We start from the raw sequence: 12,681 nt of genomic DNA, 5'->3' as shown, positions 1-12,681 counted from the left end.
CGGCTGCTGAACGCCGGACAGACTGAATCCAGCCTTCACATCACCCCGCACCAAGGAGAACTCTTGAACACCATCGAGCACTGGATCAACGGCAGCTACGTCCCGGCCGGAGACCGCACCGCTCCCGTTACCAACCCGGCCACGGGTAAGGTCACCGGGCAGGTTGCCCTGGCCAGCGTGGAGGACGGAAACACCGCAGTCGCCGCCGCCAAAGCGGCCTTCCCGGCGTGGCGCGATACCTCCCTGGCCCGCCGAACCCAGGTTCTTTTCGCTTTCCGTGAGCTCCTCAACTCCCGCAAGGACGAGCTCGCCGCGATCATCACCTCCGAGCATGGCAAGGTCCTGGACGACGCCCTGGGCGAAGTAAGCCGCGGCCAGGAAGTGGTGGAGTTCGCCTGCGGTATTCCGCACCTGCTCAAGGGCAGCTACACCGAAAACGCCTCCACCAAGGTGGACATCCACTCCATCCGGCAAGCGCTGGGTCCCGTGGCAATCATCAGCCCGTTCAACTTCCCGGCAATGGTCCCCATGTGGTTCTTCCCCATCGCCATCGCGGCAGGCAACACCGTGATCATCAAGCCCAGCGAGAAGGACCCCACGGCCGTCAACTGGGTGGCCGAGCTCTGGAAGGAAGCCGGCCTTCCCGACGGCGTCTTCAACGTCCTTCACGGTGACAAAGTAGCGGTGGATACCCTGCTGACACACCCCGACGTCAAGGCCGTTTCCTTTGTGGGATCCACCCCGATTGCCAAGTACGTCTACGAGACCGCCACCGCCCACGGCAAGCGGGTCCAAGCCTTGGGCGGCGCGAAGAACCACATGATTGTCCTGCCCGACGCCGATCTTGACCTCGCCGCCGACGCCGCCGTCAACGCCGGGTTCGGTTCGGCCGGTGAACGGTGCATGGCTGTCTCGGCGCTGCTGGCCGTCGGCGACATCGCTGATGCTTTGGTGGATAAAATCGCTGACCGTGCCCGCTCGCTGCGCACCGGCGATGGACTGCGAGGTTGCGATATGGGCCCGCTGGTGACCTCCCAGCACAGGGACAAGGTGTCCGGATACATCGACGCCGGTGAAGCGGCAGGTGCCACGCTCGTCGTCGACGGTCGCAGCGTAGTTCCCGACTCCGAAGGCGACGGCTTCTTCGTAGGCCCCACCCTGTTCGATCACGTCACCACGGACATGTCCATCTACCAGGAAGAGATCTTCGGCCCGGTGCTCTCAGTGGTGCGGGTGGACAGCTACGACGACGCCCTGGCCACCATCAACGCCAACCCGTACGGCAACGGCACCGCGATTTTCACGAACGACGGCGGTGCCGCCCGCCGCTTCGAAAATGAGGTTGAGGTGGGAATGGTTGGCATCAACGTCCCCGTCCCGGTGCCCATGGCCTACTACTCGTTTGGCGGATGGAAGAACTCCCTGTTCGGAGACACCCACGCCCACGGTTCTGAAGGAGTGGGCTTCTTCACCCGGGGCAAAGCCGTCACCACCCGCTGGCTGGATCCCAGCCACGGCGGGATCAACCTCGGTTTCCCGCAAAACTCCTAAGCGTTCCCCCGAACTACTCAGAGACGACGTCAGGAAAACCATCATGACCGCCATTCTTGAACCGCAGCAGACGGATCGTGAGGCAGCCCAGCGCGCCTACGATCTTGACCGTCAACACGTCTTCCACTCCTGGTCCGCACAGGACACCCTGGATCCCATGGTCATCACAGCCGCAGAGGGCTCACACGTTTGGGACGGTGAGGGCAACAAGTACCTGGACTTCTCTTCCCAGCTGGTCAACACCAACATCGGGCACCAGCACCCTGCCGTCGTCGCAGCAATCGCCGCACAGGCAGCCAAGCTGTGCACTATTGCTCCCAGCTACGTCAACGACGCCCGATCCGAAGCCGCACGGTTGATCGCCGAGCGAACCCCGGGGGAGCTGGACAGGATCTTCTTCACCAACGGCGGAGCGGACGCCAACGAGCACGCCGTCCGGATGGCCCGCTTGCACACGGGCCGCCACAAGGTCCTCTCCGCCTACCGCTCCTACCATGGCGGAACGCACTTAGCCGTTAACATCACCGGAGACCCACGGCGGTGGGCCAGCGACAACGGCTCCACGGGCACCATCCACTTCTTCCCGCCATACCTCTACCGCACGGCATTCCACTCCACCACCGAGGCAGAAGAAGCCCAGCGCGCCTTGGAGCACCTGGAACAGCTGATCGAGTTCGAAGGCCCCTCCAGCATCGCGGCCATCATGTTGGAGAGCATCCCCGGAACGGCGGGGATCTACGTTCCTCCGGCCGGATACATGCAGGGTGTGCGGGAACTGTGCACCAAGCACGGAATAGTCTTCATCGCCGACGAGGTCATGGCCGGCTTCGGACGCACCGGCAAGTGGTTCGCCGTCGAGCATTTTGACGTTGTCCCGGACCTCATCACCTTCGCGAAAGGAGTGAACTCCGGCTACGTACCGCTTGGTGGCGTTGCCATCAGCCCGGAAATCGCAGCCACTTTCGGTACACGCGCCTATCCCGGCGGGCTGACCTACTCAGGCCACCCCCTGGCTACCGCGGCCGCAGTGGCCACCATCAACGCCATGGAACGCGAAGGCATGGTGCAGCACGCGGCAAACCTGGGCACCGACGTGATCGGCCCGGCGCTCGCCGGATTCGCCGAACGCCACCGCTCCGTGGGCGAAGTGCGCGGCCTGGGCGTTTTCTGGGCCATCGAGCTGGTCAAGGACCGCGGCACCCGCGAACCGTTGGCTCCGTACGGTTCTTCCAGCCCTGAAATGAACCAACTCGTGGCGGCGTGCAAGTCGCGCGGACTCATCCCCTTTGCGAACTTCAACCGCATCCATGTGGTTCCGCCGTGCAATATCAGTGATGAGGACGCCCGGGCGGGCCTGGCCATTCTGGACGAGGTCCTGGATATCGCGGATACGTTCGCGCAGTAGGTGGACCGCGACAGGTCCTGCTCCCCGAGCCGGTAGGAGGCGCTCGGGGGCGGGACCTGCCGCGGATAGATCCGGCCGCGTTTAATCCATGGAAAAGCTTTACGCGTTTGCAATCTACTAGGTAGTCAAGCGAAACCGATGGGGCGGAGACTGTAACTATCCGCCCCGGAAGGATTCGCCATGCCTACTCACCTGAACCAAGCAGTAGCCGACTCGGCGCTGCTCATGAAGTCTCTCCCGCTTGGCCTCCTCCGTACCGTTCTCCAGTCTGACGCGGAGAATGGAATCACGCCGCAGCTTTTTGCAGAACTCAGGGAACTCGCCCGCGTCCCAGGCCTGCTGGTGGCGTGCAACTACGGTGGAACACTTTGCTCCGCCGAGGGGGTTTCCACCGAAACGCTGCCGTTGGATAGCGCGGCGGTGGCGCTCCGTGCGCTCGCAGCCTTGCCCAATACTCACACGGCCATCATTTCCGGACGCTCCTTGCGGGATCTTGCAGCGGTTTCGCGGCTTCCGGCCGAGGTTCATCTGGTGGGTTCCCACGGTGTGGAGTTCGACATGGGCTACGCCTACACCCTTTCCCTGGCCACGGAACAGTTGCTCCAACACGTGGCTACGGCGCTGACCGAGGCGGTGGGCTTTGAGAAGGGCATCAGCATTGTCCGCAAGCCCGTGGGGGTAGCGGTGCATACCCGGCCGGCCACACCCGAGGTAGTGGACAGGGTGGTTTTCCTTTCGCAGAAGATCGCCATCGAGTTCGGGCTCTACTTCATCATCGACGGCTCCGTCCTGGACCTCACCGTGGAAGAGCCGGCCAAAGGCCAGGCGCTTGAGCAGCTACGTGCACGGCTCGGGGTAAGTGCCGCGCTGTACGCCGGTGACGCCGAGAGCGACGAAAAAGCAATCGCCACCCTGCGCGGACCGGACCTCGGCCTTCATGTGGGCCCCGGGGATACGACGGCGGCGCACACCATCGCTGACCCGGAAGCCTTTGCGCGCGTACTGGCGTTGCTGTTCGAACTCCGGCGGGCGTGGCTGTTTGGCGAAGATGCGGTGGGGCTGGAACGGCATTCCATGATCGGCAACGGGAGCTCCACAGCATTGCTGACCCCGGACGCCAAAGTCTGCTGGATGAGTCACCCCCTTCCGGATTCCGGATCCATATTTGCCCACATTCTTGGCGGTGAACCCGCCGGTCACTTCAGCATAGAACCGGTGAAGCCATCGCAGGTGCTGGCTCAGCGGTATGTGGATAACACCATGATCGTGGAGACGCGCTGGGCTGACGTGACGGTGACCGACTACTTGGAACCTGCACCCGAAGGGATCACCAGCCTGGTGCGGGTGCTCTCCGGGACGGGCACCGCACGCGTGGTTTTTGCGCCCAGGCCGGACTATGCCAACGCGCCCTTCAGCATGGAGATCCGCGGCGACGACGTCCACATCATGGGTACATCGGACCCCATCATCCTCTCCGCACCCGGGGTTTCATTCCGGATCACCAGCGACGGCAAATACGCCACGGCCACCGCAGAGGTTCCGCTTAACCATGGCCCTGTGGTGTTGAACCTTCGCTGCGGTGACACCGAGCCGCCACCCGCGGACCCGGGCGGCGAACCAAACCGGCGTACCGCCGTCGGGCAGTCTTCCCGGGAGTGGATCAAGGCACTGCAGCTGCCCAGCATCAAAACATCATTGGTGCGCCGATCCGCCCTGGTGCTGAAGTCGCTCGTTCATGAGCCCACCGGCGCTGTGTTGGCCGCGCCCACCACCTCCTTGCCTGAGGGTATCGGCGGGACTCGAAACTGGGATTACCGCTACTGCTGGCTGCGTGACGGGTCCATGACCGTGAATTCCCTGGTGTCGTTGGGCTCCACGCAGGAGGCCGACGGGTTCCTTGCCTGGCTGGACCGCATCCTTCAAAATGCGCCGGGGCCCGAGTGGCTGCACCCTCTGTACTCGGTGACGGGTGCGCCGCTCTCCACGGAGGCAATTGTGGAAAGCCTGCCCGGCTATGCGGGGTCACGACCGGTGCGCATCGGCAACGCGGCGGACCACCAGGTGCAGCTGGATGTGTTCGGGCCCATCGCCGATCTGATCCACGATCTTGCTGAACGCCGCGGGTTCCTGCCCGATGAACACTGGTTCCTGATGGAGCAGATGGCCCATGCGGTGCTGGCCCGCTGGCATGAACCTGACCACGGGATTTGGGAAGCACGACGGGCCCCCAGGCATCACGTCTACACCAAAGTGATGTGCTGGGTGACGCTGGACAGGGCCCTCCGGGCCGCCGCCCTGCATGGGCGCCGGCCTCATGCGGACTGGGCCGTCACTGCCGCAACCATCCGGGAGGAAGTCCTTCGCGAGGGGTGGGATGAGTCCGCAGCTTCCTACACTGTGGCTTACGACAGCCCTGACCTGGACGCCGCGGTCCTGCACATCGGGCTCTCGGGCCTGCTGGATGTCCAGGACCAGCGCTTCCTGGATACCGTCACGGCGGTTGAACGCGAGCTGCGTGTGGGACCCACCGTTTTCCGATACAGGTACGACGACGGGCTGCCGGGTTTGGAGGGTGGCTTCCACATTTGCACCACTTGGCTGATCGAGGCGTACCTGGCTGTTGGCCGCTTGGATGATGCCTTGGAGTTGTTCAATCAGTTGGTGGCACTGTTCGGACCCACTGGCCTGTTGCCGGAGGAGTACGATCCCGGCACGGAAACACATCTGGGCAACCATCCTCAGGCATACTCGCATCTGGGCTTCATCCGCTGCGCCCAGCTCCTGGACTACTACCTGGCCAGCGCGGACGTGGAGTAGCCCTCGCTTGGGCGGCACAGCTAGGCGAGCAGCAGCGCCACGGCGATCATGGCTGGCACTGCCACAATCGTGGTGATGAGCACGGTGTCCTTGGCCACGGTGATGCCTGCCTGGTAGCGGTTGGCCGCCACGAACACGTTCTGGGCTGTGGGCAACGCGGAGGTGACCACCACGGCAAAGAGCGCGTGCCCGTCCATGCCCAAGGCGAAGCGGGCGAACAAGTAGGCGATCAGGGGATGGACAATCAGCTTGAATCCGCTGGCCAACAAGGTATCCAACCTCCGGCCTGCGGCTTTTTGCAGTGGCTTGGACCCGTTCAGGCTCATGCCGAAGGACATCAGCATTGCCGGAATCGCTGCGCCGCCAATGAGGTGGATGGGCTCCAAAATCAGTGTGGGGACCTGAAATCCAGTGCCCGCCACCAGAAGCCCCAGCGCTGAGCCCACAATCATGGGGTTCTTCACGATCATCAGCAGGAAACGCACGGGAGTGGTGCGGTGCGAGCTGGTGCTGGCGTCCAGGGCCATCAGGTACATCGGCGTGAAGAACGCCAGCTGGAAGATCAGCAGGGGAGCCACATAGCTGGCGTCACCCAGGACGAACACGGCGATGGGGATGCCCAGGTTGGCGGAGTTGGCCAAGGACGAGCTCATGGAGGACATCAGGGCTTCGGGCATGGCCCGCTTCAGCCAGAACTTCGCTATCAGGAAGAACAGCAAGCCCGTCACCACAGCGCCCACGGCTGTGACCAGCAACGGGGCGGCGAAGACGTCATGCAGTTTGGCTTTGCTCAAGGTCTCGAACAGGAGCGCCGGGCTCGCCACGAAGAAGGTCAGCGAGCTTAGGACGGACCGGGCATTCTCGCCAAGGATGTTCCGGCGTCCAACGAACATGCCCACCAGGATGATGGCCCACACCACGAAGAACCCGGAAAGGACGCCGATCATGGCGCTGTGCGGGTGGGGGTTTGCTGGGTCACGGTTCCCAGCCTAGCCAGAACCGCCGTTCGAGTAAGCGTTTTCTGCCGAGAGTTCCGTCATACGGACTCACAACGCGCTCGACGTCGGCCCTCCGGTGAGTGCCGACGTCGAGCGTTGCTGTGGAGCCTTAGCTGAGGTGCGCCGCGTTACTGAGTGCGTGCGGCGGGCGCATGAGCCCGGGAGTATGGCCCTCGGCTGGGTCATTGCCCAGCTGCAGGATCTTGTTGTCCTTGCCCACGTGGACCACCCGCGGCTCGTACGTCCGGGCTTCTTCCGTGGTCATCTCAGCGTAGGTGATGAGGATGACGGTATCGCCAACGTGGACCATATGGGCGGCCGCCCCGTTGATCCCGATCACGCCGGAACCGCGCTCGCCGGCAATGGTGTACGTCTCCAGCCGGGCGCCGTTGGTGACGTCCACAATGGAGACGAGCTCGCCGGGAAGGATGTCGGCCGCGTCCAGGAGGTCCAGGTCGACAGTGACGGAACCGACGTAGTGGAGGTCGGCGTGGGTCACCGTCGCGCGGTGGATCTTGGACTTGAACATTGTGCGGATCATAATGCGATCAGTTTAGCGCGGCACCCTCATCCGGCGCTGTGACGTACCAGACGTTCGGCCGATGGCGGTGTGGCTTCCTGACCTTGATTGAACGATGGATGGCCGCAAAGCAACCCCTGCGGGTTGTTTCGCGGCCATCCTCTTGCCAATGAGGGTCAGAAGGCCACGCCGCTGACCTCAGGGGCCGGCTCGTAGCGCGCCAGCTCCGTTCCGGCGGCAGCCAGCTTACGCAGCTGGTCCAGTCCGCCATCCACCACACCGGCAGCACGCGCCTGCACCAGCACGTTGCCCAGCGCGGTGGCTTCGACAGGTCCTGAAACCACAGGCTTTCCGGTGGCATTCGCGGTGAGCTGGCACAGAAGCCGGTTCTGCGAACCGCCGCCCACAATGTGCACCACGTCCACGCTGCGGCCGGTGAGCCGTTCGGCGTCGGCCAGTGTGCGAGCGTAGCCGGCCGCGAGGCTGTCCATGATGCAACGCACGACGGCGGCAGGACGGTCTGCGAGCAGCGCACCTGTGTTGCGCACGGCTGCGCGGATGCGGTCCGGCATGTTGTCCGGGGCGGTGAAGGCGGGGTCGTCGGCGTTGATCTGTGGGCCGCCCTCAGGCAGCGCCGCAGCTGAGTCCAACAATGCCGGCAGTGATTGGCTGAACCCCTGCGCAGCCCAAGCCCTCTGACATTCGCTGAGCAGCCACAGGCCGCCTACGTTTCGCAGGTACCGGATGGTGCCGTCCACGCCGCGTTCGTTGGTGAAGTTGGCCTTGCGGCTTGTTTCAGTCAGCACAGGCTTGTTCAGTTCCACTCCTACCAGCGACCATGTGCCGGAGGAGATGTAAGCGAAGTCCTGTTCCCGGGCGGGAACGGCTGCGACGGCCGAGGCTGTGTCGTGCGAGCCGACAGCCACCACTGTGGTCTCAGCGGGCAGGCCGGTCCGCTCCAGGATCCCCGGGAGCAGTGTGCCCACAGTTTCTCCGGGCTGGACCAGTGGAGGGAAGCCGTTCCGGGGCAGGCCCAGCGCGTCCAGGAATTCTGTTGCCCACTCACCTTTCACGGCATCGAAGAGTCCCGTGGTGGACGCGTTGGTGGCCTCGGTCCTGCGCTCACCTGTCAGCAGGAAAGCGATCAGGTCCGGGATCAGCAGAGCCTGCAGCCCTTCCAAATGCGGTTCGGCAGCGAGCTGGTAGATCGTGTTGAACTGCAGATATTGCAAGCCGGTGGTGGCGTACAACTTTTCCGGCGGAACGGCTGCATGCACCCGCTGCACCGTGGCCCGGCTGCGCTCGTCCCGGTAGCTGAACGGAACCGAGGTGAGTTCACCGGCGTCGTTCACCAGGCCGTAGTCCACAGCCCAGGTGTCGATGCCGATGCTGACGATGCGCTCGTTGCTTACCCGCGCAGCAACGCCGGCAGCCGTCAGACCCTTGAGTACCTCTGCGAAGAGGGCGTCGAAGTCCCAGTGGAGGCCGCCGTCGAGCTCCACTACTCCGTTGGGGAAGCGGTGGATGGTCTCGAGCGAAACGCCTGTGGAGGAGGAGACGCGGCCGAGCATGACGCGGCCGGACGAGGCCCCGATATCTATTGCTGCGAACACTGCGTTGGGGGCTGCGGGAGCGGACACCGCCCCGGCGTGTGCCGGGGCGGTGTTCACGGTGGTTCCGTGGGTCACTGTTGGTCCTAGCGGAGGAAGGCGGCTGCCACGCCGGCGTCCACGGGGATGTGGAGGCCGGTGGTGTGGGAGAGCTCGTTGCTGGTAAGCACGGACGCGGCGTTGGCCACGTGTTCGGGGAGGACTTCGCGCTTGAGGAGGGTGCGCTGGGCGTAGTACTTGCCCAGTTCCTGCTCGTCCACGCCGTAGACCGCTGCACGCTTGGCGCCCCAGCCGCCGGCGAAGATGCCGGAGCCGCGGACCACGCCGTCGGGGTTGATGCCGTTGACGCGGATGCCGTGATCGCCCAGTTCAGCGGCGAGCAGGCGGACCTGGTGGGCCTGGTCCGCCTTGGTGGCGGAGTAGGCGATGTTGTTGGGGCCGGCGAACACGGAGTTCTTGGAGGAGATGTAGATGATGTCTCCGCCCAGGCCTTGATCGATCATGACCTTGGCCGCGGCCTTGGACACCAGGAACGAGCCCTTGGCCATGACGTTGTGCTGGAGGTCCCAGTCCTTTTCGGTGGTTTCCAGCAGCGGCTTCGAAATAGACAGGCCGGCGTTGTTGACCACCAGGTCCAGGCCACCGAACGCGAGCACGGCTTCCTGGATGGCAGCAGCGATCTGGGCTTCGTCGGTCACGTCGGCCTGGACGCCGATGGCGACGTCGGAACCGCCCAGTTCCTCGGCGACCTTTTGCGCGTTCTCAAGGTTGAGGTCGGCAATCACGACGCACGCGCCGTCGGACGCCAGACGGGTGGCGATCGCCTTGCCAATGCCCGATGCCGCTCCGGTCACCAGCGCGATGCGGGTGGCGTGGGACTTGGGCTTGGGCATGCGGGCGAGCTTGGCTTCTTCCAAGGCCCAGTACTCGATGCGGAATTTCTCGGATTCCTCGATCGGGGCGTAGGTGGAGATGGCCTCGGCGCCGCGCATCACGTTGATGGCGTTGATGTAGAACTCGCCGGCCACGCGTGCGGTCTGCTTGTCCTTGCCGAAGGAGTACATGCCCACGCCGGGGATCAGCACGATGGCCGGGTCCGCACCGCGGAGGGCCGGGCTGTTTTCGTCTGCATGACGGTCGTAGTACGCCTGGTAGTCCTCGCGATACGCGGCGTGCAGTTCCTTGAGGCGGTTGGTTGACTCCTCGATGGTGGCGTCGGCCGGCAGGTCCAGAACCAGCGGCTTGACCTTGGTGCGGAGGAAGTGGTCCGGGCAGGAGGTGCCCAGCGCGCCGAGGCGCGGGTGCTCTGCCGACTCAAGGAATTCAAGCACGACTGCGTCATCGCTGAAGTGCCCCAGCTGCGGTTTGTCCGTGGAAGCCAGGCCGCGGATCACCGGAGCGAGGGCGGCTGCCTTGGCACGGCGCTCAGCTTCGGGGAGGGCGCCGTAGCCGGGAAGCTGGGCGCCGAAGGGCTCAGTCTTGCCGTTGTCCTTGATGTAGTTCTCGGCAGTATCGATGATCCAGAGCGAGTTGGCCTCGGCTTCTTCGCTGGTGGCACCCCACGCGGTGATGCCGTGGCCGCCCAGGATGGTGCCGATGGCCTGCGGGTTGGCTTCCTTGATCGCCGCGATGTCCAAGCCGAGCTGGAAACCGGGCCGACGCCACGGAACCCACACCACCTTGTCGCCGAAGACCTTGGAGGTCAGTGCCTCGCCGTCCACCGCCGTCGCAATGGCAATCCCCGAGTCAGGGTGCAGGTGGTCAACGTGCGCAGCGTCCACGAGCCCGTGCATGGCGGTATCAATGGACGGCGCCGCGCCGCCCTTTCCGTGCAGGCAGTAATCGAACGCGGCCACCATTTCGTCTTCACGCTCGACGCCGGGGTAAACGGACTTGAGCGCCTGCAGTCGGTCCAGCCGGAGTACTGCGAGGTTCTCAGCCTTCAAAGTGCCGAGGTCGCCGCCGGAGCCTTTGACCCACAGGAGCTCAACGTCCTGGCCGGTGACAGGATCCTTCTCGGTGCCCTTGGCGGAGGTGTTGCCGCCGGCGAAGTTGGTGTTCCGTTTGTCCGCGCCGAGTCGGTTGGAACGGGAAATCAGTTCTTCAACAGTGGTGTTGGTAGTCATGCTTAGGCGCCCCATCCGGCTTGCTGGCCGCCTGCGCGGTCCTCGTTGATCTTCTTCTGGTATCCGCTGGCCTTGTACGCGGCCATCGGGTCGGCGGGCAGGCCGCGGGATTCGCGCCACTCGGCCAGGACCGGGCGGACGTCGGTGTAGAAGGCATCGTTGAAGATGCCGTTGGCGGCCAGGACATCCCCGGCGCGCTGTGCTTCGGAGAGTGCTGCGGTGTCCACGAGCAGGGCGCGGGCGGTCATTTCCTGGACGTTGAGGACCGAGCGGATCTGGCCCGGGATCTTCTCTTCGAGGTTGTGGCACTGGTCCAGCATCAGCGCGACACCGGAGTCCTTGCCGAAGCCGCCACCGCGGATGACCTCGTGCATGATGCGGAACAGTTGGAAAGGATCAGCCGCGCCAACAATCAGGTCATCGTCGGCGTAGAAGCGGGAGTTGAAGTCGAAGGAACCCAGCTTGCCCAGACGCAAGAGCTGCATCACGATGAATTCGATGTTGGTGCCCGGGGCGTGGTGGCCGGTGTCGAGGCAGACGAAAGCCTTCTCACCGAGTGCAAGGGTCTGAGCGTAGGAGGTTCCCCAGTCCGGAACATCGGTGTGGTAGAAAGCGGGCTCGAAGAACTTGTATTCCAGTACCAGGCGCTGCTCGTCACCGAGGCCCGCGTAGATCTCTTGGAGGGACTCGGCAAGGCGGTCCTGGCGGCCGCGGATATCGTCCTGGCCCGGGTAGTTGGTGCCGTCAGCCAGCCAGATCTTCAGGTCCTTGGACCCGGTGGCGTGCATGATCTCGATGCACTCCAGGTGGTGATCGATGGCCCGGCGACGCACGGACTCGTTGGAGGACGTCAAGGAGCCGAACTTGTACTCGTCATCCTGGAAGGTGTTGGAGTTGATGGTACCCAGCCCGACGCCCAACCCTGCAGCGTATTCACGCAGCGCTGCGTAGTCATCAACCTTGTCCCAGGGAATGTGCAGCGCCACAGTAGGAGCGAGCCCCGTGAGTTCGTGAACCTTGGCGGCGTCGGCGATCTTTTCCTGAACGGTGCGCGGTGTACCGGGGGTGCCGAAGACCTTGAACCGGGTCCCGGAATTCCCATAGGCCCAGGACGGCACTTCAATGGCCAGTTCCCCTAGACGGCCCAGGGCCGATTCTGTGGTGTTCATGCTTGTTCCTTTTGGTACTCGTGGGCGGGGTCTTTATCTATATGTGTGACGCCGGCGGCGGCTGTGACGTCGTCCGCCGCGGCAAGCTGGTCTTCAAGGTTGAAAACTTCTTCAATGACTTCGAAACCCTGGTCCGGAGGGACATCGCTGTTAGCGAAGAGGGTGGCCATCTCGGCCTGCCAGCGGGCATTGATCGCCGTGACAGCCATGCGAGCTTGGGCGGCCTCGTAGTCTTCGCATTCCAGGTAGCCGATCAGTTGGCCATCGGGAGCGAGGAACAGGGAGTAGTTGTTCCACCCTGCGTTTTTCAGTGCGGACAGCATCTCCGGCCATACGGCGGCGTGGCGCTGCTTGTACTCGGCCATCAGTTCCGGCTGGACTGAAGAGCGGAAACAAACCCTCATGTGCGGATCTCCAGGGTTACTCGTCTTTGAATCGTTTCATTTGTTACGATTCAAATTACCCTCGTAAACGGGAGGGTGTCA

General features: G+C 63.9%; 9 protein-coding genes. 3 read left to right on the top strand and 6 right to left on the bottom strand.

Translation table 11 applies throughout. The annotated features are described in order from the left end of the window. Nucleotides 1–63 precede the first annotated feature (63 nt). From MOD31_RS10305 to MOD31_RS10295, 3 genes are all read left to right on the top strand, one after another. The gene (locus MOD31_RS10305; RefSeq protein ID WP_250820518.1) at nt 64–1,551 is read left to right on the top strand and encodes a CoA-acylating methylmalonate-semialdehyde dehydrogenase; all 1,488 of its coding nucleotides are present in this window, start codon (nt 64–66) and stop codon (nt 1,549–1,551) included. Nucleotides 1,552–1,594: 43 nt separating this feature from the next. Beyond that, on the top strand, nt 1,595–2,956 hold the full coding sequence (locus tag MOD31_RS10300; protein WP_250820517.1) for an aspartate aminotransferase family protein: 1,362 nt from the start codon (nt 1,595–1,597) through the stop codon (nt 2,954–2,956). Between the two features lie 180 nt (nt 2,957–3,136). Beyond that, complete coding sequence (locus MOD31_RS10295) at nt 3,137–5,773, top strand: trehalase-like domain-containing protein (protein ID WP_250820516.1); 2,637 nt, start codon at nt 3,137–3,139, stop codon at nt 5,771–5,773. Between the two features lie 20 nt (nt 5,774–5,793). Here MOD31_RS10295 and MOD31_RS10290 read toward each other — a convergent pair whose 3' ends face one another. From MOD31_RS10290 to MOD31_RS10265, 6 genes are all read right to left on the bottom strand, one after another. After that, nucleotides 5,794–6,720, bottom strand: a complete 927-nt coding sequence (locus MOD31_RS10290; RefSeq protein WP_250820515.1) for an AEC family transporter — start codon at nt 6,718–6,720, stop codon at nt 5,794–5,796. A gap of 160 nt (nt 6,721–6,880) precedes the next feature. Continuing rightward, the gene (gene panD / locus MOD31_RS10285) at nt 6,881–7,312 is read right to left on the bottom strand and encodes an aspartate 1-decarboxylase (RefSeq protein ID WP_178995752.1); all 432 of its coding nucleotides are present in this window, start codon (nt 7,310–7,312) and stop codon (nt 6,881–6,883) included. Nucleotides 7,313–7,467: 155 nt separating this feature from the next. After that, nucleotides 7,468–8,979 carry a rhamnulokinase family protein gene (locus tag MOD31_RS10280; protein ID WP_250820514.1) on the bottom strand — a complete coding sequence of 504 codons (1,512 nt, stop codon included), beginning with the start codon at nt 8,977–8,979 and terminating at the stop codon, nt 7,468–7,470. 8 nt (nt 8,980–8,987) lie between these two features. After that, nucleotides 8,988–11,027, bottom strand: coding sequence for a bifunctional aldolase/short-chain dehydrogenase (locus MOD31_RS10275; RefSeq protein ID WP_250820513.1), 2,040 nt, complete (start codon nt 11,025–11,027; stop codon nt 8,988–8,990). 2 nt (nt 11,028–11,029) lie between these two features. Next, complete coding sequence (rhaI, locus tag MOD31_RS10270; RefSeq protein WP_026543299.1) at nt 11,030–12,196, bottom strand: L-rhamnose isomerase; 1,167 nt, start codon at nt 12,194–12,196, stop codon at nt 11,030–11,032. Continuing rightward, nucleotides 12,193–12,600, bottom strand: a complete 408-nt coding sequence (locus MOD31_RS10265; RefSeq protein ID WP_250820512.1) for an L-rhamnose mutarotase — start codon at nt 12,598–12,600, stop codon at nt 12,193–12,195. The genes rhaI and MOD31_RS10265 overlap by 4 nt, the downstream gene beginning before the upstream one ends. Nucleotides 12,601–12,681: the final 81 nt, after the last annotated feature.

This window comes from Paenarthrobacter sp. TYUT067 (assembly GCF_023656375.1).
GTDB lineage: Bacteria > Actinomycetota > Actinomycetes > Actinomycetales > Micrococcaceae > Arthrobacter.
This window is presented reverse-complemented; position numbering and strand designations above follow the sequence as displayed.

What these genes read in the sequence shown, in the direction of transcription:
- MOD31_RS10300 (WP_250820517.1), top strand. Translation starts at nt 1,595, where the DNA reads ATGACCGCCATTCTTGAACCGCAGCAGACGGATCGTGAGGCAGCCCAG.
- MOD31_RS10295 (WP_250820516.1), top strand. Translation starts at nt 3,137, where the DNA reads ATGCCTACTCACCTGAACCAAGCAGTAGCCGACTCGGCGCTGCTCATG.
- MOD31_RS10290 (WP_250820515.1), bottom strand. Translation starts at nt 6,720, where the DNA reads ATGATCGGCGTCCTTTCCGGGTTCTTCGTGGTGTGGGCCATCATCCTG.
- panD (WP_178995752.1), bottom strand. Translation starts at nt 7,312, where the DNA reads ATGATCCGCACAATGTTCAAGTCCAAGATCCACCGCGCGACGGTGACC.
- MOD31_RS10275 (WP_250820513.1), bottom strand. Translation starts at nt 11,027, where the DNA reads ATGACTACCAACACCACTGTTGAAGAACTGATTTCCCGTTCCAACCGA.
- rhaI (WP_026543299.1), bottom strand. Translation starts at nt 12,196, where the DNA reads ATGAACACCACAGAATCGGCCCTGGGCCGTCTAGGGGAACTGGCCATT.
- MOD31_RS10265 (WP_250820512.1), bottom strand. Translation starts at nt 12,600, where the DNA reads ATGAGGGTTTGTTTCCGCTCTTCAGTCCAGCCGGAACTGATGGCCGAG.